General features: G+C 69.5%; 17 protein-coding genes and 1 pseudogene. 10 read left to right on the forward strand and 8 right to left on the reverse strand.

Annotated elements, in window-relative coordinates; genetic code table 11:
• Window positions 1-972 carry a LysR family transcriptional regulator gene (locus JHD63_RS08840; protein ID WP_198970378.1) on the reverse strand — a complete coding sequence of 324 codons (972 nt, stop codon included), beginning with the start codon at window positions 970-972 and terminating at the stop codon, window positions 1-3.
• Between the two features lie 112 nt (window positions 973-1,084).
• Here JHD63_RS08840 and JHD63_RS08845 point away from each other — a divergent pair, with 112 nt between their 5' ends.
• From JHD63_RS08845 to JHD63_RS08855, 3 genes are read left to right on the forward strand one after another with little or no spacing between them, the layout of a single operon-like run.
• Window positions 1,085-1,786: a pirin family protein gene (locus tag JHD63_RS08845; RefSeq protein ID WP_198970379.1), complete on the forward strand. Its 702-nt coding sequence runs from the start codon at window positions 1,085-1,087 to the stop codon at window positions 1,784-1,786.
• Between the two features lie 41 nt (window positions 1,787-1,827).
• Window positions 1,828-2,259 (forward strand): DoxX family protein, encoded by a 432-nt coding sequence (locus JHD63_RS08850; RefSeq protein WP_198970380.1) that lies wholly within the window; start codon window positions 1,828-1,830, stop codon window positions 2,257-2,259.
• Between the two features lie 52 nt (window positions 2,260-2,311).
• Entirely contained in the window at window positions 2,312-2,866 is a 555-nt protein-coding gene (locus JHD63_RS08855; protein WP_198970381.1) for a flavodoxin family protein, read from the forward strand.
• A gap of 60 nt (window positions 2,867-2,926) precedes the next feature.
• On the opposite strand, the gene JHD63_RS08860 is transcribed toward JHD63_RS08855, so the two are convergent.
• Window positions 2,927-3,682, reverse strand: a complete 756-nt coding sequence (locus JHD63_RS08860; RefSeq protein ID WP_198970382.1) for a sulfurtransferase — start codon at window positions 3,680-3,682, stop codon at window positions 2,927-2,929.
• Window positions 3,683-3,746: 64 nt separating this feature from the next.
• Here JHD63_RS08860 and dnaE point away from each other — a divergent pair, with 64 nt between their 5' ends.
• The 3 genes from dnaE (at window position 3,747) to clpA (ending at window position 10,115) form a co-directional block, all read left to right on the forward strand.
• Window positions 3,747-7,262: a DNA polymerase III subunit alpha gene (gene dnaE / locus JHD63_RS08865; protein ID WP_198970383.1), complete on the forward strand. Its 3,516-nt coding sequence runs from the start codon at window positions 3,747-3,749 to the stop codon at window positions 7,260-7,262.
• A gap of 81 nt (window positions 7,263-7,343) precedes the next feature.
• Entirely contained in the window at window positions 7,344-7,718 is a 375-nt protein-coding gene (gene clpS, locus JHD63_RS08870) for an ATP-dependent Clp protease adapter ClpS (RefSeq protein WP_198970384.1), read from the forward strand.
• 57 nt (window positions 7,719-7,775) lie between these two features.
• A complete protein-coding gene (clpA, locus tag JHD63_RS08875; protein ID WP_198970385.1) occupies window positions 7,776-10,115 on the forward strand; it encodes an ATP-dependent Clp protease ATP-binding subunit ClpA in 2,340 nt (779 codons plus the stop codon).
• Between the two features lie 61 nt (window positions 10,116-10,176).
• On the opposite strand, the gene JHD63_RS08880 is transcribed toward clpA, so the two are convergent.
• A complete protein-coding gene (locus JHD63_RS08880) occupies window positions 10,177-11,514 on the reverse strand; it encodes a lytic murein transglycosylase (protein WP_198970386.1) in 1,338 nt (445 codons plus the stop codon).
• A 78-nt stretch (window positions 11,515-11,592) separates the two neighbouring features.
• Here JHD63_RS08880 and cls point away from each other — a divergent pair, with 78 nt between their 5' ends.
• The 3 genes from cls to JHD63_RS08895 all read left to right on the forward strand — a co-directional run bounded on the left by cls (window position 11,593) and on the right by JHD63_RS08895 (window position 14,949).
• Entirely contained in the window at window positions 11,593-13,044 is a 1,452-nt protein-coding gene (gene cls / locus JHD63_RS08885) for a cardiolipin synthase (RefSeq protein WP_198970387.1), read from the forward strand.
• Between the two features lie 34 nt (window positions 13,045-13,078).
• Complete coding sequence (gene sbcB / locus JHD63_RS08890; RefSeq protein ID WP_198970388.1) at window positions 13,079-14,515, forward strand: exodeoxyribonuclease I; 1,437 nt, start codon at window positions 13,079-13,081, stop codon at window positions 14,513-14,515.
• Between the two features lie 212 nt (window positions 14,516-14,727).
• A complete protein-coding gene (locus JHD63_RS08895) occupies window positions 14,728-14,949 on the forward strand; it encodes a helix-turn-helix domain-containing protein (protein WP_370590432.1) in 222 nt (73 codons plus the stop codon).
• 13 nt (window positions 14,950-14,962) lie between these two features.
• Here the strand turns inward: JHD63_RS08895 and JHD63_RS08900 are convergent, their stop codons facing one another.
• The 4 genes from JHD63_RS08900 to katG all read right to left on the reverse strand — a co-directional run bounded on the left by JHD63_RS08900 (window position 14,963) and on the right by katG (window position 18,942).
• Window positions 14,963-15,559 carry a chromate transporter gene (locus tag JHD63_RS08900; protein ID WP_370590436.1) on the reverse strand — a complete coding sequence of 199 codons (597 nt, stop codon included), beginning with the start codon at window positions 15,557-15,559 and terminating at the stop codon, window positions 14,963-14,965.
• Window positions 15,559-16,149 carry a chromate transporter gene (locus JHD63_RS08905; RefSeq protein WP_198970390.1) on the reverse strand — a complete coding sequence of 197 codons (591 nt, stop codon included), beginning with the start codon at window positions 16,147-16,149 and terminating at the stop codon, window positions 15,559-15,561. Before JHD63_RS08905 ends, JHD63_RS08900 begins: the two co-directional genes overlap by 1 nt.
• A 67-nt stretch (window positions 16,150-16,216) precedes the next feature.
• Window positions 16,217-16,633: a hypothetical protein gene (locus tag JHD63_RS08910; protein ID WP_198970391.1), complete on the reverse strand. Its 417-nt coding sequence runs from the start codon at window positions 16,631-16,633 to the stop codon at window positions 16,217-16,219.
• 68 nt (window positions 16,634-16,701) lie between these two features.
• On the reverse strand, window positions 16,702-18,942 hold the full coding sequence (gene katG / locus JHD63_RS08915) for a catalase/peroxidase HPI (protein ID WP_198970392.1): 2,241 nt from the start codon (window positions 18,940-18,942) through the stop codon (window positions 16,702-16,704).
• A 185-nt stretch (window positions 18,943-19,127) separates the two neighbouring features.
• Here katG and cobT point away from each other — a divergent pair, with 185 nt between their 5' ends.
• A complete protein-coding gene (cobT, locus tag JHD63_RS08920) occupies window positions 19,128-20,144 on the forward strand; it encodes a nicotinate-nucleotide--dimethylbenzimidazole phosphoribosyltransferase (protein WP_198970393.1) in 1,017 nt (338 codons plus the stop codon).
• A gap of 110 nt (window positions 20,145-20,254) precedes the next feature.
• Here the strand turns inward: cobT and JHD63_RS08925 are convergent.
• Window positions 20,255-21,214: pseudogene (locus tag JHD63_RS08925) on the reverse strand (sigma-54 interaction domain-containing protein); the annotation flags it as partial.
• Window positions 21,215-21,332: the final 118 nt, after the last annotated feature.

Genomic DNA, 21,332 nt, shown 5'->3' on the forward strand with positions numbered 1-21,332 from the left:
CTAACCCGCGCCGTGGGGCGCGGGCGCCGCGGGCGGCGCGTTGTGCCGGCCTTCCATCAGCGCATGCTGGGTGGCGGGCCGCGCCAGCTGTTCCAGCCACCATTGCAGCGCGCGGCCGCGGCGCTCGTTCGGCCCGCACCAAGCGTAGCCCATGCGATGGATGCGCGGCGGCTGCTGCATCTGCAGCGCGACCAGGCGCCCGCTGGCGAGGTAGGGGCGCACCAGCGGCTCGGGCAGCGAGCCCACGCCCAGGCCGCGCAGCTGCGCCTCGAGCTTGGCCTGCATCGAGGGCACGGTGAGCACGTCCTGCCCGTCGAGCACGCCCACGGTCAGCCCGGCGCCCTGCTGGGCCGAGTCGGCCACGGCGATGACGCGGTGCAGGCGCAGGGCCTCCGGCTGCAGCGGCGCGGGTTCGGCCGCCAGCGGGTGGTGGGGCGCGACAACGTGGACGAAGCGCATGACGCCGAGCGGCAGCACCTGCACGCCAGCGGCCGAGGCCGCCTCCCCGGCGACGCCGATGGCCAGGTCGGCGCGCCCGGAGGTCAGCGCCAGCAGCGTGCCGCTGAGGATGTCCGCGCGCAGCTTCAGGCGCGTGGGCGGCTGCAGCGCGTAGAAGGCCTCGACCAGTTCCATCACCGTGGCGGGGTCGATCACGCCGTCCACGGCGATGCTGAGCTGCGACTCCCAGCCTGTGGCCACGCGCCTGACCCGGTGCGCCATGGCGTCGATCTCGCCCAGCAGGCGCGCGCCCTCGCGCAGCAGCTCGCGCCCGGCTTCGGTCAGCCGCGCCTGGCGCGAACTGCGGTCGAACAGCAGCACGTCCAGCGCTTCCTCCACCTGCCGCACCCGGTAGGTGAGGGCGCTGGGCACCAGGCCCAGGGCGCGGGCCGCGGCCGCGAAGCTGCCGGCGTCGGCGATGCGCTGGAGCATGTCCAGCGTTGCGGGCGTGAGGACGTCGCGCGGAGTTTGCATGAAGAGGGGTGGTTCGTTCGAAATTTCTGAATGGTGTCGTCAGGCGCAATGTAACTCCGGCAAGGCCGCGCGGCCTACAGTCCTTGCCTGTCCTCCCAAGCAGATCGACGCCATGCTCACACTTCGCCCCTCGCAGGAACGCGGCCACGCCGACCACGGCTGGCTCAAGTCCTTTCACAGCTTCTCTTTCGCCGGCTACCACGACCCTGCGCACATGGGCTTTGGCAACCTGCGCGTGATCAACGAGGACCGCATCGCCCCCGGCACCGGCTTTGGCGCGCATGCGCACCGCGACATGGAGATCGTGAGCTACGTGCTCTCCGGCGAGCTGGCCCACGAGGACAGCATGGGCAACGTCAAGACCATCCCTCCAGGCGACGTGCAGCGCATGAGCGCCGGCACCGGCGTGCAGCACAGCGAGTTCAACCATGCCCAGGGCCGGAGCACGCACTTCCTGCAGATCTGGATCCTGCCCGATCGGCGCGGCATTGCGCCCAGCTACGAAAAGAAGCGCTTCGACGACGCCGCAAAGCGCGGCGTGCTGCGCCTGGTGGCCTCGCCCGACGGCGCCGAGGGCTCGGTCACCCTGCACGCCGACGCCCGCATGTATGCCGGCCTGTTCGACGGCGAGGAGCGCGCCACGCTGGCGCTGGACCCGGCGCGCAAGGCCTACGTGCACCTGGTGCGCGGCGCGCTGCAGGTCAACGGCCAGCTGCTGCGCGGTGGCGATGCCGCGCTGCTGGAGGGCGAGCCGCAGATCGCCATCGCCCACGGCCGCGACGCCGAAGTGCTGGTGTTCGACCTCGCTCCCTGATTTTTTCCCGTTTCCAACCCTGATCCGACGAAAGCACCGCCATGACCCATACCCCGACCGCACCCACCGGACCGCAGAACGGCCTCGCGCTGCTGGCCCGTCTGCTGCTCGCCTTCCTGTTCCTGCCCGCGGGCGTCGGCAAGGTGATCGGCTTTACCGGCACGGTGGGCTACATCGCGTCCAAGGGGCTGCCGATGCCCGAGGTGGGCGCGGTGATCGCACTGCTGGTGGAGATCCTGGGCGCCCTGGCGCTGATCGCGGGCTTGCGGACGCGGCTGGCCGCGCTCGTGCTGGCTGTCTTCACGGTGGCGGCCGCTGTGTTCTTCCACAATTACTGGGCCGTGCCGGAGGCGCAGCAGATGATGCAGCAGATCAACTTCAACAAGAACATCGCCATCGCCGGCGGCCTGCTGGCGCTGGCGGCCTTCGGTGCCGGCGGCCTCAGCGTGGACGCGAAGCGCCGCGGCGCCTGATCCTTTTCCCCGTCACCCTCTCTTCGACTCTTTTTTGCTTCAAGTGCCCGACATGACCCATATCGCAGTCGTCTACCACTCCGGCTACGGCCACACCCAGCGCCTGGCCCAATCCGTCGCGGACGGCGCTGGCGCGGAACTGATCGCCATCGACGCCGAGGGCAATCTGCCCGAGGGCGCCTGGGAGACGCTCAACGCCGCCGACGCCATCATCTTCGGCACGCCGACCTACATGGGCGGCCCGAGCTGGCAGTTCAAGAAGTTCGCCGACGCCTCCTCCAAGGCCTGGTTCAGCCGCGCCTGGCAGGACAAGGTGTTCGGCGGCTTCACCAACAGCGCCAGCATCAATGGCGACAAGCAGAACACGCTGCACTACCTGCTGACGCTGGCCGCGCAGCACGGCGGGCTCTGGGTCAGCCTGGGCCAGTTGCCCAGCAACACCAAGGCCGCGACGCGCCAGGATGCGAACTACCTGGGCAGCTCGATCGGCGTGCTGACGCAAAGCCCCTCGGACGCCAGCGCCGCCGAGATGTTCCCGGGCGACCTGGAGACCGGTCGCCTGTATGGCCAGCGCGTGGCCGACATCGCCGCGCGACTGGGTCGATAGCCCTTTTCATGCATGAAAAGTGCCTGAAGCCCAGGTTATTCCTGGGCTTGTAGCTATCATTCAAGGAGCGCTGGCGGCCGGGCTCAGCGCCGGGTCTAGCGCGCGCCGCTCGTCGAAGACGAAGCAGTCGCCCTTGAAATGCGCGCCATCGGTTTCCTCGAAATACTTCAGGATGCCGCCCTCCAGCTGGTAGACGTGCTCCACGCCCTGCTCGCGCATCAGGATGGCGGCCTTCTCGCAACGGATGCCGCCGGTGCAGAAGCTGACCACGGTCTTGCCTTGCAGCTCGGCGCGGTGGGCGGCGAGGGCGGGCGGGAAGTCGGTGAACTTGCCGATGCGCCAGTCGATGGCGCCCTCGAACGTGCCATGGTCCACCTCGAAGGCATTGCGCGTGTCCAGCGTCACCACCGGCCGGCCCGCGTCGTCGCGGCCCTGGTCCAGCCAGCGGCGCAGTGTGGCCGCGCTCACCGCCGGGGCGCGGCCGTCCGCGCGCGAGAAGTCGGGCTGGATCGCCGGATGGTCCATGCGGATGATCTCGCGCTTGACCTTCACCAGCATCTTGCGGAAGGGCACGCTCGCGGACCAGCTCTCCTTGGGCGCCAGCGGCGCGAAGCGCGGGTCTTGCCGCAATAGGTCCACGAAGCCGCGCACCGCCTCGGGCGGGCCGGCGAGGAACAGGTTGATGCCTTCACCGGCGAGCAGGATCGTGCCCTTCAGGCCGCGCGCCACGGCGCGTTCGAGCAGCAGCGGCTGCAGCGCGGCCGGGTCCGATAGCGGGACGAACAGGTAGGCGGAAATGTTCAAGATGGTGTTCACACCCCGATTCTAAAAAGGCCCTTTCCGGCACCGGGGCGGGGGGCCGGGTTTCTACAATGGAGACATGTTTGTCCACCTGCGCCTGCACACCGAATTCTCCGTCGTCGACGGCACCAACCGCATCGACGAGATCGTCAAGGCGGCCGCCGCCGACGGCCAGCCCGCGCTGGCCATCACCGACCTCAGCAACCTGTTCGGCGCGATCAAGTTCTACAAGGCCGCGCGCGGCAAGGGCGTCAAGCCGCTGATCGGCGCCGAGCTGTTCCTCGAAGGCCTGGGCTGCGACCCGGCGGCTAGCTCGCGCGTCATCGTGCTGGTGCAGCACTGGCAGGGCTACCTCAACCTGTGCGAGCTGCTGGCGCGCGCCTGGACGAAGAACGTGGTGAAGAACCAGGCGGTGTGCAGGCTGGAGTGGCTGCGCGAACTCAACGACGGCCTGATCCTGCTTGCCGGCGCCCAGGCCGGCCCGGTCGGGCAGGCGCTGGAAAAGCACGACGCCGCGGGCGCGGCCGAGGCGGCGCTGCTGCTGGCGGGCATCTTCCCGCACCGCTTCTACCTGGAGATCCAGCGCGCCGGCCGTCCCTCCGACGAGGCCCACGTGACCGCCTGCGTGCAACTGGCCGCGCGGCTGAACCTGCCGGTGGTCGCCACGCACCCGGTGCAGTTCACCACCGAGGACGACTACGAGGCGCACGAGGCGCGCGTCTGCATCTCCGAAGGCGAAATCCTGGCCAACCAGCGCCGCGTGCGCAGGTTCACCCGCGAGCAGTACTTCAAGAGCGCCGCGCAGATGGAGGCGCTGTTCGCCGACGTGCCCAGCGCCATCGCCAACACGGTGGAGATCGCGCGGCGCTGCAGCATCGTGTTTGACCTGGGCAAGCCGCGCCTGCCGGATTTCCCCACGCCCGGCGGCATGCCGATCGCCGACTACTTCCGCATCAGCTCCTTCGAGGGGCTGGAGGAGCGGCTCGCGCTGCTCTACCCGGACGAGGCCCGGCGCAACGCCGAGCGCCCGCGCTACGTCGAGCGGCTGGAGTTCGAGATCAACACCATCCTGAAGATGGGCTTCCCCGGCTACTTCCTGATCGTGGGCGACTTCATCCAGTGGGCCAAGACCAACGGCTGCCCGGTCGGGCCGGGGCGGGGCTCGGGCGCCGGCTCGCTGGTGGCCTATGCGCTGAAGATCACCGACCTGGACCCGCTCGAATTCAACCTGCTGTTCGAGCGTTTCCTGAACCCGGAGCGGGTGTCCATGCCCGACTTCGACATCGACTTCTGCCAGTCCAACCGCGACCGCGTGATCGACTACGTGAAGGACAAGTACGGCAAGGACGCCGTGAGCCAGATCGCCACCTTCGGCACCATGGCCGCCAAGGCCGCCATCCGCGACGTCGGGCGGGTGATGGACATGAGCTACACCTTCTGCGACGGCATCTCCAAGCTGGTGCCGGGCAAGCCGGGCATGTCCTACACGCTGGCCTATCCGCCCGAGGTCAAGAAGGACGGCGACAAGAACAACTACGCGCTGGAACTCGAACCCATGCTCTACGAGCGGGTGCGCAAGGAGGAAGACGTCAGGACCATCATCGAGATGGCGCAGAAGCTCGAGGGCCTGACCCGCAACATCGGCATGCACGCCGGCGGGGTGCTGATCGCGCCGGGCAAGCTCACCGACTTCTGCCCGCTCTACCAGCAGCCCGGCAGCGAATCCGCGGTGAGCCAGTACGACAAGGACGACGTGGAGGCCATCGGCCTGGTCAAGTTCGACTTCCTGGGCCTGGCCACGCTCACCATCCTGGAGATCGCGCGCGAATTCATCATCAAGCGCCACAAGGGCCAGGAGAACTTCAGCTACGAGAAGATCCCGCTGGATGACGCCGCCACCTACCGGCTGTTCGCCGAAGGCAAGACCGAGGCCGTGTTCCAGTTCGAATCGCGCGGCATGCAGGGCATGCTGCGCGACGCCAGGCCGACGCGGCTGGAAGACCTGATCGCGCTCAATGCGCTGTACCGCCCTGGCCCGATGGACCTGATCCCCAGCTTCGTGGCGCGCAAGCACGGACGCGAGGAGGTGGAGTACCCGCACCCGGCCGTGGCCGAGATGCTCTCCGAGACCTACGGCATCATGGTCTACCAGGAGCAGGTGATGCAGACCGCGCAGATCCTGGGCGGCTACTCGCTCGGCGGCGCCGACCTGCTGCGCCGCGCCATGGGCAAGAAGAAGGCCGAGGAAATGGCCGAGCACCGCGAGAAGTTCCGCGCGGGCGCGCTCAGCACCCACGGCATTGCCCAGGACAAGGCCGACGAGGTCTTCGACCTGATGGAGAAATTCGCCGGCTACGGCTTCAACAAGTCGCACGCGGCCGCCTACTCGCTGCTGGCCTACCACACCGGCTGGCTCAAGGTGCACTACCGGGCGGAGTTCTACTGCGCCAACATGACGGTGGAAATGGACGACACCGACAAGCTCAAGGTGTTGTTCGAGGACGCTCAGAAGCTCGGCATGTCCTTCGAGCCGCCGGACGTCAACCGCGGCACCCACCGCTTCGAGCCGGTCACCGACAAGGTGATCCGCTACGGCCTGGGCGCGGTCAAGGGCACCGGCCAGTCGGCCATCGAGGCCATCGTCGCCGCGCGCGAGCAGGGCGGGCCGTTCACCAGCCTGTTCGACTTCTGCAACCGGGTGGACCGGCAGCGGATCAACAAGCGCACGGTCGAGGCGCTGATCAAGGCCGGCGCCTTCGACTCGATCCAGCAGAACCGCGCCGCGCTGGTGGCCTCCATCGACCGCGCCTTCGACTACGCGGCGGCGCAGCTCGCCCATGCCAACCAGGGCGGCCTGTTCGACATGCTGGGCGACGACGGCCACGGCTCCAGCACCCAGGAGCCCGACCTGGTGGACGCCACGCCCTGGGGCGTGAAGGAGCGGCTGACGCATGAGAAGACGGCGATCGGCTTCTACCTGTCAGGCCACCTGTTCGACGAAGTGGCGCGCGAGGTGCGGCAGTTCGTGCGGCGCCAGATCGAGGAACTGGCGGACAGCCGGGAGCCGCAGATGCTCGCCGGCATCGTGAGCGACCTGCGCGTCATCAACGGCCAGCGCGGCAAGCTCGCGCTGTTCAAGCTGGACGACAAGTCGGCCGTGATCGAGGCCACGGCCGACGAGGGCGTGCTCAACGCCCACCGCGGGCTGCTCAAGGACGACGAGCTGGTCATCATCAGCGGCCGGCTGCAGCCCGACCGCTTCAGCGGCGGCCTGCGCCTGAGCGTGCAGCAGGTCTGGGACCTGGCCACGGCGCGCTGCCGCTTCGGCAAGTTCCTGCGCGTGGCGGTCAATGGCCGGGCGCCGGACATCCAGCGCCTGTTGCGCGACTTCCCGCCGGTGCGCGAGACCTCCGAGCAGGGCGAACTGGTGCGCGGCATGGAAGTGCGGCTGTCGCTCAGGCGCGATGCGCACGACATGGCCGTGGGCGTGGACCTCAAGCTCGACGAGCGCGCGCTGTTCTACCCGACCGATGCGGCCCTGGCCAGCTGGACGGCGCAGGCCGACCGTGGACAGGCGGTCATCGTCTACGAATGATTCGCGGCGGCACGGGTCTTGAAGTCGCCGAAAAGCCACCAATTTCCATGACTGCTGCAGTGCGCAATGGCCCCCGATAGAATGAAATTCATGGCGACCCAAAATCCCTCCAAACCCCCGGCGCTGCCGGGGAGCAAGCCCGCGCCGCGCTTCGATGACGGCGATGCGGTGGTGCTGGAGCGGCGCACGCAGAAGGTGCAGCCGCCGCAGATGTATCAGGTTGTCATGCTCAACGACGATTTCACCCCGATGGAGTTCGTCATCGTCGTGATCCAGGAATTCTTTGGCAAGGACCGTGAGACGGCCACCCAGATCATGCTCAAAATCCACCTTGATGGAAAAGGCGTATGTGGCGTGTATTCACGCGACGTGGCCGCCACCAAGGTGGAGCAGGTGATGGAGGCGGCGCAGAAATCCGGCCATCCGCTGCAGTGCGTGAGTGAACCGGTTGAATAATCGAGACTCCAACTCCACGTACTGTCTTATTTTCTCAGCAAGGCAAAAGGAAATCTCATGATTGCCCAGGAATTGGAAGTCAGCTTGCACATGGCCTTTGTCGAGGCCCGGCAACAACGCCACGAGTTCATCACCGTGGAACACCTGCTGCTCGCCCTGCTGGACAACCCGAGCGCCGCGGAAGTGCTGCGCGCGTGTTCCGCCAACATCGACGATCTGCGCAAGTCCCTGGCGAACTTCATCAAGGACAACACGCCGCAGGTGGCTGGCAACGACGAAGTCGACACCCAGCCCACTCTCGGCTTTCAGCGCGTGATCCAGCGCGCCATCATGCACGTGCAGTCCACGGGCAATGGCAAGAAGGAAGTCACCGGCGCCAACGTGCTGGTGGCGATCTTCGGTGAAAAGGATTCCCACGCCGTCTACTACCTGCATCAGCAGGGCGTGACGCGCCTGGACGTGGTCAATTTCATTGCCCATGGCATCAAGAAGGGCGAGCCGCCGGAGCCGGCCAAGCCGGGCGAGCCGCAGGCCGAGTCCGAAGAGGCCGGCGGCGAGAAGAACGAGAAGGCCTCGCCGCTGGAGCAGTTCACCGTCAACCTGAATCAGCAGGCCAAGGACGGCAAGATCGACCCGCTGATCGGCCGCGAATACGAGGTCGAGCGCGTGATCCAGATCCTGTGCCGCCGGCGCAAGAACAACCCGCTGCTCGTGGGTGAGGCCGGTGTCGGCAAGACCGCCATCGCCGAGGGCCTGGCCTGGCGCATCACGCAGAAGGACGTGCCGGAGATCCTGGCCGAATCCAACGTGTATTCGCTCGACATGGGCGCGCTGCTGGCCGGCACCAAGTACCGCGGCGACTTCGAGCAGCGCCTGAAGGGCGTGCTCAAGTCGCTCAAGGACAAGCCCCACGCCATCCTGTTCATCGACGAGATCCACACCCTGATCGGCGCCGGCGCGGCCTCCGGCGGCACGCTCGACGCGTCCAACCTGCTCAAGCCCGCGCTCTCCAGCGGCCAGCTCAAGTGCATCGGCGCGACCACGTTCACCGAGTACCGCGGCATCTTCGAGAAGGACGCGGCCCTGTCGCGCCGCTTCCAGAAAGTCGACGTGGTCGAGCCTTCGGTGCAGGAAACCGTCGACATCCTGAAGGGCCTGAAGTCGCGCTTCGAGGAACACCACGGCGTGAAGTACGCGGTGGCGGCCCTGCAGGCCGCGGCCGAGCTGAGCGCCAAGTACATCAACGACCGCCATCTGCCCGACAAGGCGATCGACGTCATCGACGAGGCCGGCGCGGCCCAGCGCATCCTGCCGCCGAGCAAGCGCAAGAAGACCATCAGCAAGTCCGAGGTCGAGGAAATCGTGGCGAAGATCGCGCGCATTCCGCCGGCCAACGTCAGCAACGATGACCGCAGCAAGCTGCAGACCATCGAGCGCGACTTGAAGAGCGTGGTGTTCGGCCAGGACAAGGCGCTCGAAGTGCTGGCCTCGGCGGTCAAGATGGCACGCTCGGGCCTGGGCAAGGGCGACAAGCCGATCGGCTCCTTCCTGTTCAGCGGCCCCACCGGCGTCGGCAAGACCGAGGCGGCGAAGCAACTCGCCTACATCATGGGCATCGAGCTGATCCGCTTCGACATGTCGGAGTACATGGAGCGCCACGCCGTGAGCCGCCTGATCGGCGCGCCGCCGGGCTACGTCGGCTTCGACCAGGGCGGCCTGCTGACCGAGGCCATCACCAAGAAGCCGCACGCCGTGCTGCTGCTCGACGAAATCGAGAAGGCGCATCCGGACATCTTCAACGTGCTGCTGCAGGTCATGGACCATGGCACGCTGACCGACAACAACGGGCGCAAGGCCGACTTCCGCAACGTGATCATCATCATGACGACCAACGCGGGCGCCGAGACCATGAACAAGGCGACCATCGGCTTCACCAACCCGCGCCAGGCGGGCGACGAGATGGCCGACATCAAGCGCCTGTTCACGCCCGAGTTCCGCAACCGGCTCGACGCCATCGTCAACTTCAAGGCGCTGGACGAGCAGGTCATCCTGCGCGTGGTGGACAAGTTCCTGCTGCAACTCGAGACGCAACTGGCCGAGAAGAAGGTGGAGGTCACCTTCACCGACACGCTGCGCAGGCACCTGGCGAAGAAGGGCTTCGATCCGCTCATGGGCGCACGGCCGATGCAGCGCCTGATCCAGGACACCATCCGCCGCGCGCTGGCCGACGAACTGCTGTTCGGCCGCCTGCAGGACGGCGGCCGCCTCACGGTCGATCTGGTGGAGAAGGAAGGCGCCACGGAGCCGGAAGTGATGCTCGACATCACGCCCCTGCCCAAGCGCGACCGCTCCACCAAGTCGGAGCCGGCGGAGCCGGAAGAGGCCACCGCAGACTGAGGCTGCATGCGCCATGGATAGGCCCGTGATCGCTCAGGTCACGGGCCTTTTCAATTGCGGCTCACGGCGCTTGCAGCCGCTGCAGCAGTTCCGAACTCGGATAGCCGTCCGCCGCAAGCCCCACGCTGCGCTGGTAGCGGCGAAGGGCATCGCGGGTGGCGGGGCCCACCATGCCGTCGGGCGTGCCGCTGGCGAAGCCGCGCTGGTTCAGGGCCGTTTGCAGGTCGCGCACCTGGCTGCGGCTGAGCGCGCTCAGGTCGCGCGGCCATGGCGCCCGCACGCCGGGGCGTCCGTCGATGGCCTGGGCCAGCAGGTTCACCGCGAGGGCGTAGCTGGTCGAGTTGTTGTAGCGCAGCACGGCGCGGAAGTTGGGCCCCGTCAGAAAGGCCGGCCCGCGCGCGCCGGCCGGCAGCAGGATGGCGCCGTCGGCGAAGTCCGGCAGGGCCTGCCCGTTCACGCCGCGCACGCCCTCGGCCGCCCACTGAGCGCTGGACTGGCGCACCGCCATGTCGGCACGGCCGTAGTCGAAGCCGGCTGGCAACTGCACCTCGGCCCCCCAGGGCTGCCCGGCCTTCCAGCCCGAGCGCGCCAGATAGTTCGCGGTCGAGGCCATGACGTCGGCCATGCTGCCCCAGATGTCGCGCCGGCCGTCGCCGTCGGCGTCCACCGCATAGGCGAGGAAGCTGGAGGGCAGGAACTGGGTCTGGCCCATGGCGCCGGCCCAGGAACCGATCATGTGCCGGTGGTCGATGTCGCTCTTGTCGATGATCCTCAGCGCCGCCAGCAATTCGCCGCGCGCCCAGTCCCGGCGCCGGCCTTCGAAGCCGAGCGTGGCCAGGGCGTCGATGCTCGGGATGTCGCCGTAGTTGCTGCCGTAGTTGCTCTCCATGCCCCAGATCGCCACGATGGTGCTGGGCGGCACGCCATAGCGCGCCGCCGCCGCGTCGGCCTCGGCCCTGACCTGCCGCAGTTGCGCCTGGCCGCGGCTCACGCGCTGGGGCGATACGGCGGTGTCCAGGTAGTCCCACACCGTGCGCGTGAATTCGGGCTGCGCCCGGTCGAGTTCGATCACGCGCGGCTGGTAGCGGACCTGGTCGAAGGCGTCGCGCAGCGTGGCCTCGCCTATGCCCTGCGTGCGGGCGTAGGCGCGGAAGTCCGCGACCCACTGCGCGAAGCCCTGCTCCTGGGCGGCATCGCCCATTGCCGGCGGTGCGGGCACGGCCGGGGTCGAGGGCGCCGGGGCGGGGGCTGCCGGAGAAGGGGGTGGGGCGGCGGCGGATGGCGCAGATGGTGCGGTCGACGGCGCCGAGGCGCAGCCCGCCAGCACCAAGGCCAGCGCCAGGGGGGCGAGGGCCGGCGCTAGGGGGCGCAGGCGCGGGGGAAGGAGGCGAGGTGGCATGCCGCCGATTGTGCGGCCCCGAAAGCGGGGGCGCGATGGGGTGCTCCTAGAATTCCCCATCTCTCCCATCCACACGGCGTGTTCCACTTTCCCGTCCTCCCCGAAGCCGTCAAGGCCGCCATCTCCATCGCCTGGACGGGCTATATCGTGGTGCTGGCCGTGTGGATCGTGCTGCAGAAGCGCTCGCCGCTGTCCACGCTGAGCTGGATTCTCTCGATGGCGGTGCTGCCGGTGCTGGGCTTCGTCCTCTATTACTTCCTGGGGCCCCAGCGCCTGCGGCGGCAGCGGCTCAAGCGCCTGCGCAGCCATTCCCGGCTCTATGCCAAGGCCGACCTGGACAGCCTGCGTCCGCAGGCGGCGCAGGCGCCCAGCCATTTGCGCCAGCTGGGGCAGCTGGGGCTGGCGAGCTGCGACATTCCCGTCTCCACCGCCTCCGACGTGCGCCTGCTGGTGGGCGGCGCGCAGACCTTCGATGCGCTGTTCGAGGCGATCCGCGCCGCCCGCCGCCATGTGCACCTCGAGTACTACATCTTCGAGCCCGACGGCATCGGCACGGCCCTGCGCGACCTGCTGGTGCAGAAGGCCCGCCAGGGCGTGAAGGTGCGCCTGCTGGTGGATGCGCTGGGGTCCAAGCGGCTGGGCAGGCGCTTCCTGGCGCCGCTGCGGGCGGCCGGCGCCGAGGTCGGCCTGTTCCACGATACCCGCATCGGGCGGCGGCTGCGGCCGGTGATCAACTTCCGCACGCACCGCAAGATCGTGGTCTGCGACGGAACGCTCGGCTTCACCGGCGGCCTCAACATCACCGACGAAGAGGACGAGCGCCGCCGGCCCGACGCCTACCACGACGTGCACCTGCGGCTGCAGGGCAATGCCGTGCGCTGGCTGCAGACGGTGTTCCTGGAGGACTGGTCCTATGCCACCGGCGAGCACTGGCGCCGCACGACGCAGGAGGAGTTTGCCGAGCTGCTGCCGCCGTCCTCGCCGGGCGCGCACCCGGTGCAGATCATCGCCTCGGGCCCGGACAACGAGCGCGAGGCCATCCACCGCATGCTCGTCGCCGCCATCCACGTCGCGCGGCGCAGGGTGTGGCTCACCACGCCGTACTTCGTGCCCGGCCCGCCGACCCTGATGGCGCTGACCAATGCCGCCCTGCGCGGCGTGGACGTGCGCGTGCTGGTGCCCCGGCGCAGCGACTCGGCGGTGGTGAGCGCGGCGGCGCGTTCCTACTTCGACGAGCTGATCGGCGCCGGCGTCAAGGTCTGGGAGTACCAGGCGCGCATGCTGCACTCCAAGACCATGCTGGTGGACGACGATTGCGGCTTCATCGGCACCGCCAACTTCGACAACCGCAGCTTCCGCCTCAACTACGAGATCTGCGCCCTGGTCTATGGGCCGGCCCTCACCGTTGCGCTGGGCGCGCAGTTCGAACACGACCTGCGCCAGTCGCAGCGGGTGTCGGCGCGCCGCCGGCTGCCGTTCTGGCAGCGGCTCGGGGATGCGACCGCCCGGCTGTTCTCGCCGTTGCTGTGATACTTGCGGGTTCGCCGCTTATCCCTCCTGCAGCATGCGCACCTTTCTCTGGCACGACTACGAAACCTTCGGCGCCGTTCCGCGCCGCGACCGGCCGGCCCAGTTCGCGGCGATCCGCACCGACGCCGAGCTGAACGAAGTGGGCGCGCCCCTGATGCTGTATTGCCAGCCGGCGCCGGACTTCCTGCCCAGCCCCGAGGCCTGCCTGCTCACCGGCATCACGCCGCAGTTGTGCCTGGAGCGCGGCATTCCCGAGCATGCGTTTGCCGCGCAGATCGAGCAGGCCTTCGCCCAGGCCGGCACCATCGGCGTGGGCTACAACACCATCCGCTTCGACGACGAGGTCACGCGCTTCCTGTTCTGGCGCAACCTGATCGACGCCTACGCGCGCGAATGGCAGAACGACTGCGGCCGCTGGGACCTGCTGGACGTGGTGCGCCTGACCTACGCGCTGCGGCCCGAAGGCATCACCTGGCCCCGCAAGGAGGACGGCAGCCCGAGCTTCAAGCTGGAGGACCTGGCGCGCGCCAACGGCCTGCTGCACGAGGCGGCGCACGACGCGCTGTCCGACGTGCGCGCCACCATCGCGCTGGCGCGGCTGATCCGCGACCGGCAGCCGCGCCTGTTCGAATTCGCGCTGGGCCTGCACAAGAAGGACCGCGTCGCCGCCGAACTGGGCCTGCCCGTCACGCTGCAGGGCGCCAGGCCCTTCCTGCACGTATCGGGCATGTTCCCGGCCGAGCGCGGCTGCCTGGCCGTGATGTGGCCGCTGGCCCAGCATCCCACCAACAAGAACGAGATCCTCGCCTGGGACCTGGCCCACGACCCGGCCGGGCTGGCAGCGCTCGGCGCCGAGGAGATCCGCCTGCGCCTGTTCACCCGCAGCGCCGACCTGCCCGAGGGCATGACGCGCCTGCCCGTGAAGAGCGTGCACCTGAACAAGTCGCCCATGGTGGTCGGCGCGCTGCGCACCCTCACGCCCGACATGGCCGCCCGCTGGCAGATCGACCTGGATCTGGCCGCGCGCCACGCGCAGGCCGCGCGCAGCCTGCCCGACCTCTCCGCCATCTGGGCCGAGGTGTTCCGCCGCCCGGACGAAGGCCCGCGCGACGTCGACGAAGACCTCTACGGCGGCTTCATCGGCAACAGCGACCGGCGCGAACTCAACCACCTGCGCAGCCTGTCGCCCGCGGCCCTGGCCGCCGCGCGCAGCAGCTTTGCCGACCCCCGGCTCGAAGAACTGGTGTTCCGCTACCGCGCGCGAAACTTCCCGGACACGCTGTCAGCAGAGGAAGCCGAGCGCTGGGAGGCCCACCGCGCCCAGCGCCTGCTCGAAGGCGCCGGCGGCGCGCTCGCGGTGGACGAGTACTTCGCCCAGATCGACGCGCTGGGCGAGTCGGCCGACGAGCGCGGCGAGGCCATTCTGGGGGCGCTCTACGACTACGCGGAGGCGATCGTGCCCTCGGTGTGAGCGGCGCGGCGGCGGCAGCGGGGTATCTTGCGTTTTCTTGGTCAAAAAGGCCTGTAGCCCAGGTAGTACCTGGGCTTGTAGCTATACATTTGATAGTTAACCGTCTTTCCCGGCTGCGAAGCCCGTACCCGCCGCCCGCCTCGCCCGCAACACGAGGCGGTTGCGCTCAGGGCTCCACGCCAGCCAAGTCGGCGCCGTCCTCGGCGCTGCAGGTGACGGCCGATCAGTCCGCCTTGAACCCGGTGGCCGCGACGGCCTTGACCCAGCGCGAGCGCATCGTCTGCGTGCGCATGCTGCGGGGGCTGACGCTGGAGGGCATCGCCAGCGACCTGGGCCTGGCGCTGCCTACCGTCAAGACCTACCGCGGCCGCGCGTTCGCGCGGCTGGGCATCCATTTCCGCAACCAGTTGTTCGCGCGCGTACTGAACGCCTGACCCGGCAGCCCGGTCAAATCCAGCCCAGCGCCCCCAGCAGCGCACCGGCGCCCAGCAACCACAGCAGATGGAGGCGGGTGCGCCAGACCACCAGCGCGGCCGCCAGCGCCGTGGCCCAGATGGTCCAGGGCGCGCTGGTGGCCGCGCCGCCGCTCACCAGCACCCAGCCGGTGGCCATCAGCAGCCCGACCACGATCGGGCCCATGCCCTGCTTGAACGCGCGCACGCTGCGGCGGTGGCGGTTGCGCTGGCCCCAGCGGGCCGCGCTGTAGGTGAGCAGGCCGCTGGGCAGCAGAATGCCGACCATCGTGATCAGCACGCCCAGGGCACCCAGCGTCCAGGCGCGCATCCCGGCGGCGGGGCCGCCCGCGGCGTTCAGGCCCACGTTCCAGCCGAGCAGCGCCACGAACAGCACGTTGGGCCCGGGCGCGGCCTGCGCGATGGCGATGGAGGCGTTGAACTGCGGATCGGTGAGCCAGGCATGCTTGTCCACCAGATAGCGGTGCATGTCGGGCACGGTGCCGATGGCGCCGCTCACCGAGACGAGGGACAGCGCCATGAACTGCACGAACAGGCCGGCCCAGTCGGACAGGCTGAGGCTGCCGCCCATCATGGCTTGAGCCTGCGCCAGGTCATCACGCAGGACACCGCGCCCACGCCCAGCAGCACCCCGACCAGCGGCCAGCGCAGCAGCGCGATCATGGCAAAGCAACTGCCTGCGAACACCGCGCACAGCGGCCTGCCCAGCGGATGGTGGCGCAGGGCCGGCAACAGCTTGAGCCCGGTGGCAAGGATCAGGCCGGCGGCCACCGCCGCCATGCCCCGCAGCGCACCGGCGACGGCCGGATGGCCCTGGTAGTGCCCGTAGAACACGGCCAGCGTCAGCACCACGCAAAGGGGCACGGTGATCAGCCCGAGCAGCGCCACCAGCGCGCCGCGCCAGCCGAAGAAGCGGTCGCCCAGGATCAGTCCCATGTTGACCACGTTGGGCCCGGGCATGATCTGCGCGACCGACCATTCCTCCAGGAATTCCTCGCGGCTCAACCAGCGGCGGCGCTCGACCACTTCGCGCTGCACCACCACCAGCACGCCGCCGAAGCCCTGGAGCGCCAGCAGCGTGAAGGCGATGAACAGCGCGCGCAGGGACTCCGGCCCGGGCTGCAGTGCGTTTGGATCGGCGGCGGGCGGTGGCGTGGACATGGCGGCGATTATCTCCAGGCCCTGGGCCGCGCGCCGCGCGATGTGCCCGCGGATCGTCGCGTCGCCTTCAGTTCAGCAGGAACAGCGCATGCTCCTGGTGGATGTGCGCGCGGTCCTGCAGCCATTGCGCCAGCGCGGGCTTGCCCAGCCGCTGCGCGGCCGGCACGCATTGCGCAAACGCCTGGGCCAGCAACGCATAGTGGGTGTCCAGCGTTCCGGGGCGCAGTGGCGGCGCCGGCGGTGCGGCGTTCGCGCCGCCCGCGATGGGGCATAGGCCCAAGCCGTGCAGCTCGAACATCAGGCGCTGCCGCTCGCGCAGCAGGCGCTGCTGCGCATGGGCGCGCCGCCGTGGCCCGAAGGTGCGGAAGATCCGCTGCGCCTCGCTGCTGCCGACCGACGCCAGGGTGTCATCGAGACGCTCGAACAGCCGGAGCCACGGCTCCAGGCTGTCCGCGTCCGCCAGGGGCGCTGCCGTCGCTGTCATCGCTGTCTCCATGGCCGGGCGGGGGCCGCGCCGGCTCTTTCTTTTTTTCCATGGGCGGCTGCGCCGCCTTATCGATCCAAGTTCATCACCTTGGTCCAGGCGGCGATGAAGTCGTGCACGAACTTCTGCTGCGCGTCGGCGCTGCCGTAGACCTCGGCCAGGGCGCGCAACTGGGAGTTGGAGCCAAAGACCAGGTCGGCGCGGGTGGCGGTCCACTTGAGTTCGCCGCTGCGGCGATCGCGCCCTTCGAAGCGGGTCTGCTCGGGCGACACCGGCGTCCACTGCGTGCCCATGTCCAGCAGGTGGACGAAGAAGTCGTTGGTGAGCGTTTCGGGCCGCCGCGTGAAGACGCCGTCCTGCGACTGCCCGACGTTGGCGCCGAGTACGCGCAGGCCGCCGACGAGCACCGTCAGCTCCGGCGCGCTCAAGGTCAGCAGTTGCGCGCGGTCGATCAGCAGGGCCTCGGGCGCGGCGCCGTGCCGGCCCCTGAGGTAGTTGCGCAAGCCATCGGCAACGGGTTCGAGCACCGCGAAGGACGCCACGTCGGTCTGCGCCTGGGATGCGTCCATGCGGCCGGGCGCGAAGGGCACGCTCACGTCGTGGCCGGCCTTCCTCGCCGCCTGTTCCACGCCGACACCGCCGGCCAGCACGATCAGGTCGGCGAGCGAGATCCTCTTGCCGCCGGACTGCGCGCCGTTGAATTCGCCTTGAATGCGCTCCAGCGCGGCCAGCACCTGCGCCAGTTGCGCCGGCTGGTTGACCGCCCAGTCCTTCTGCGGCGCGAGGCGGATGCGCGCGCCATTGGCCCCGCCGCGCTTGTCCGAGCCGCGGAAGGTGCTGGCCGAGGCCCAGGCGGTGCTGACCAGTTGCGACACCGTCAGGCCCGAGGCGGCGATCTTCGCCTTCAGGGCGGCGACGTCCTGCGCATCGACCAGCGGGTGGTCAACGGGGGGGATCGGGTCCTGCCAGATCAGTTCTTCGGCCGGCACTTCGGGGCCGAGGTAGCGCGCGCGCGGCCCCATGTCGCGATGGGTGAGCTTGAACCAGGCGCGGGCGAAGGCATCGGCGAACTGCTCGGGGTTCTCCAGGAAGCGGCGCGAGATCTTCTCGTAGGCCGGGTCGAAGCGCAGCGACAAGTCAGTGGTGAGCATGGCGGGCGCGTGGCGCTTGGCCGGGTCGTGCGCGTCCGGAATGGTGCCGGCCCCGGCGCCGTCCTTGGCCACCCACTGGTGGGCGCCCGCCGGACTCTTGGTCAGCTCCCATTCGAAGCCGAACAGGTTCTCGAAGAAGTCGTGGCTCCACCGCGTGGGCGTGGTGGTCCAGGTGACTTCCAGGCCGCTGGTGATGGTGTCGCCGCCCTTGCCGCTGCCATGGCTGTTGTGCCAGCCCAGGCCCTGCGCCTCGATGCCCGCGGCCTCGGGCTCGTGCCCCACGTGCGAGGCCGGGGCCGCGCCGTGGGTCTTGCCGAAGGTGTGGCCGCCGGCGATCAGCGCCACGGTTTCCTCGTCGTCCATGGCCATGCGCGCGAAGGTTTCGCGGATGTCGCGCGCCGCGGCCAGCGGGTCGGGCTTGCCGTCCGGTCCTTCGGGGTTGACGTAGATCAGGCCCATCTGCACGGCGCCCAGGGGGTTCTCCAGATCGCGCGTGTGCGGCGCCTGGCTGTCGTCGTCCGCCACCAGCACGGCGTGGTCTTCCGCGACGCCGGGCGATCCCTTCGCATAGCGCACGTCGCCGCCCAGCCAGGTCTTCTCGCGGCCCCAGTACACGTCCTGGTCGGGCTCCCAGACGTCGGCGCGCCCCCCGGCGAAGCCGAAGGTCTTGAAACCCATGGACTCCAGCGCGACGTTGCCGGTGAGGATCATCAGGTCGGCCCAGGAGATCTTCCGGCCGTACTTCTGCTTGATCGGCCAGAGCAGGCGGCGCGCCTTGTCCAGGCTCACGTTGTCGGGCCAGCTGTTGAGCGGCGCAAAGCGCTGCTGCCCGCGCCCCGCGCCGCCGCGGCCGTCGCCGATACGGTAGGTGCCGGCGCTGTGCCAGGCCATGCGCACGAACAGCGGCCCGTAATGGCCGAAGTCCGCCGGCCACCAGTCCTGCGAGTCGGTCATCAGCGCGAGCAGATCCTTCTTGAGCGCGGCCAGATCCAGGCTCCTGAACGCCTCGGCATAGTCGAAGCCCGGCCCCATCGGGTCGGACAGACTCGAATGCTGGTGCAGGATATCCAGCCTCAGCTCGTTCGGCCACCAATCCCGGTTGGTGGTGCCGCCACCCGCGGCGGCGTGGTGGAACGGACACTGTGCTTCGTTCGTCATGGCTTTACCTTTTCGTTGGCGTTGGGAAACCGGTTGCTGTGGACCGCAAGAGTAAGCAGAGGGCGAAGAATAGTTAAATCAAATTGCCCGAAGTTGTTCATAGCGTGAATCTATACGGCGTCCTGTCGCGCGATGGACGGATACTCGCGGCGGACCGATTTCCGTTGAACGCTTCGTTCGCCCTCATGCAAAACCTCGAAGACCCCTCCCTCACCACCCGCCTGCAACACCGCCTCGACCAGAAGACCAAGCCGCCCGGCGCGCTGGGCCGGCTGGAGGCGCTGGCGCTGAAGATCGGCTGCATCCTCGGCACCGAGTACCCGGCGCTGATGGCGCCGCAGATGCTGGTGTGCGCGGCCGACCACGGCCTAGCCGCGCGCGGCGTGTCGGCCTACCCGAGCGAGGTGACCTGGCAGATGGTCGGCAACATCCTGGGCGGCGGCGCGGCGGTCAGCGTGCTGGCGCGGCAGCACGGGCTGGCGCTGACCGTGGTCGATTGCGGCGTGCGCCATGACTTCGCGCCCCGGCCCGGGCTGGTGATGCGCAAGGTGGCCGCCGGCACTGCCGATGCGTCGGCCGGGCCGGCCATGAGCGCGGCGCAGCGCGACAGCGCCATCGCCCATGGCCGCGAGGTGGTGCGCGTGCTGCCCGGCAATGCGCTGCTACTGGGCGAGATGGGCATCGGCAACACCTCGGCCGCCGCGCTGCTGCTGGCGCGGCTGGCCGGCCTGCCGATCGCGGACTGCGCCGGCAGCGGCACCGGGCTGGACGCGGCCGGCGTGGCGCGCAAGCGCGCGGTGCTGCAGGAGGTGCTGGCGCTGCATGCCGGCGCCACCGAGCCGCTCGACGCGCTGGCGGCCTTCGGCGGCTTCGAGATCGCCACCCTGGTCGGCGCCGTGCTGCAGGCGGCCGAGGAGCGGCGCGTGATCGTGGTGGATGGCTTCATCACCAGCGCCGCGGTGCTGGTGGCCGCGCGGCTGCAGCCGCGGGTGCTGCAGCGCTGCGTGTTTTCTCACCGCTCGGGCGAGCGCGGCCACGGCGCCATGCTGGAAGCGCTCGGCGCCGAGCCGCTGCTGGACCTGGGCCTGCGCCTGGGCGAGGGATCGGGGGCGGCGCTGGCTTGGCCGCTGCTGGTATCGGCCTGCGCGCTGCTGGCGGAGATGGCCAGTTTCGAGAGCGCGGGCGTGTCGCAGCGTGGTTGAGCCATCGTCGCGTGCGCAGAACGCTACATTCAGCATAGCGTGAAGCCCTGGAGGGATCTTGGTTTCAGGTTCTCATGAACGGTGAAGGCAGATGGATCCAGGGCATGGCGCTATTGATTTGATACCTGTACCGTGCTTTCGCGCAGCCGGCGCCACAGCGTGGCGCGGCTGATGCCCAGCAGGGCGCAGGCCTGGCGCTGGTCGCCGTTGACCGACTGCAGCACTTCGCGCACGCGGCGCAGCTCGGCGGCGCGGCGGGCGTCCTTCAGCAGGCTGTCGCGCACCGGCGCCGGGCGCGCCTGGCTGCATTCGGGGATCAGCTCCAGCAGCCGGGCGCGGTCGATCCGGCCGGCCGGCGCCAACGTGGCGTGGCAGGCGAGCAGGCGCTCCACCATGTTCTCCAGTTCGCGCACGTTGCCGGGCCAGGCGTAGCCGGCGGCCAGCTCGAGCAGGGCGGCGAGCAGCGCCGTGGCCTGCGCAGCGGGCAGGCCGGCGGCGCGGGCGCGGCGCTGCATCAGGCCGGTGGCCAGGGGGGCGAGGTCGGCGGGGCGCTCGCGCAGCGGCGGCGTGGTGATGCGCAGCACCGCCAGCCGGTAGTACAGGTCGCGCCGGAACAGGCCGCGCTCCACCTGCGCCGCTAGGTCGGCATGGGTGGCGGCAATCACGCGCAGGTCCACCGGCACGGCGACGGTGGCGCCCAGGCGCAGCACCTCGCGCTCCTGCAGCACGCGCAGCAGGCGCGTCTGCAGCGCCGGCGGCATGTCGCCGATCTCGTCGAGGAACAGGGTGCCGGTGTGCGCGGCCTCGATCAGCCCGGTCTTGCCGCCGCGCCGCGCGCCGGTGAAGGCGCCTTCCTCGTAGCCGAACAGTTCGCTCTCCAACAGGCTTTCGCCCAGCGCCGCGCAGTTCACCGCCAGGAAGGGCTGCGCCGCGCGCCGGCTGGCGCTGTGGATGCCCTGGGCCACCAGTTCCTTGCCGGTGCCGCTCTCGCCGGTGATGAGCACCGTGGCGTCGCTGGCGGCGCACTCGGCCGCCAGCGCGCGCACGCGGCGCGCGGCGGCGCTGTCGCCGCCCTGTCTCTAATACACATCTGACGCTGCCGACGAAGAGAAGCTAGTGTAGAGAGAGGGGGGGGCGGGAGAAGTAAAAGAGGGGGGGGGGGGGGGGGGGGGGGGGGGGGGGGGGGGG

This window comes from Xylophilus sp. ASV27, from assembly GCF_016428875.1.
GTDB lineage: Bacteria > Pseudomonadota > Gammaproteobacteria > Burkholderiales > Burkholderiaceae_C > Xylophilus.

What these genes read in the sequence shown, in the direction of transcription:
- dnaE (WP_198970383.1), top strand. Translation starts at nt 3,747, where the DNA reads ATGTTTGTCCACCTGCGCCTGCACACCGAATTCTCCGTCGTCGACGGC.
- sbcB (WP_198970388.1), top strand. Translation starts at nt 13,079, where the DNA reads ATGCGCACCTTTCTCTGGCACGACTACGAAACCTTCGGCGCCGTTCCG.
- JHD63_RS08905 (WP_198970390.1), bottom strand. Translation starts at nt 16,149, where the DNA reads ATGTCCACGCCACCGCCCGCCGCCGATCCAAACGCACTGCAGCCCGGG.
- JHD63_RS08850 (WP_198970380.1), top strand. Translation starts at nt 1,828, where the DNA reads ATGACCCATACCCCGACCGCACCCACCGGACCGCAGAACGGCCTCGCG.
- JHD63_RS08840 (WP_198970378.1), bottom strand. Translation starts at nt 972, where the DNA reads ATGCAAACTCCGCGCGACGTCCTCACGCCCGCAACGCTGGACATGCTC.
- JHD63_RS08880 (WP_198970386.1), bottom strand. Translation starts at nt 11,514, where the DNA reads ATGCCACCTCGCCTCCTTCCCCCGCGCCTGCGCCCCCTAGCGCCGGCC.
- JHD63_RS08845 (WP_198970379.1), top strand. Translation starts at nt 1,085, where the DNA reads ATGCTCACACTTCGCCCCTCGCAGGAACGCGGCCACGCCGACCACGGC.
- JHD63_RS08910 (WP_198970391.1), bottom strand. Translation starts at nt 16,633, where the DNA reads ATGACAGCGACGGCAGCGCCCCTGGCGGACGCGGACAGCCTGGAGCCG.
- cobT (WP_198970393.1), top strand. Translation starts at nt 19,128, where the DNA reads ATGCAAAACCTCGAAGACCCCTCCCTCACCACCCGCCTGCAACACCGC.
- JHD63_RS08855 (WP_198970381.1), top strand. Translation starts at nt 2,312, where the DNA reads ATGACCCATATCGCAGTCGTCTACCACTCCGGCTACGGCCACACCCAG.
- katG (WP_198970392.1), bottom strand. Translation starts at nt 18,942, where the DNA reads ATGACGAACGAAGCACAGTGTCCGTTCCACCACGCCGCCGCGGGTGGC.
- clpA (WP_198970385.1), top strand. Translation starts at nt 7,776, where the DNA reads ATGATTGCCCAGGAATTGGAAGTCAGCTTGCACATGGCCTTTGTCGAG.
- JHD63_RS08900 (WP_370590436.1), bottom strand. Translation starts at nt 15,559, where the DNA reads ATGGGCGGCAGCCTCAGCCTGTCCGACTGGGCCGGCCTGTTCGTGCAG.
- clpS (WP_198970384.1), top strand. Translation starts at nt 7,344, where the DNA reads ATGAAATTCATGGCGACCCAAAATCCCTCCAAACCCCCGGCGCTGCCG.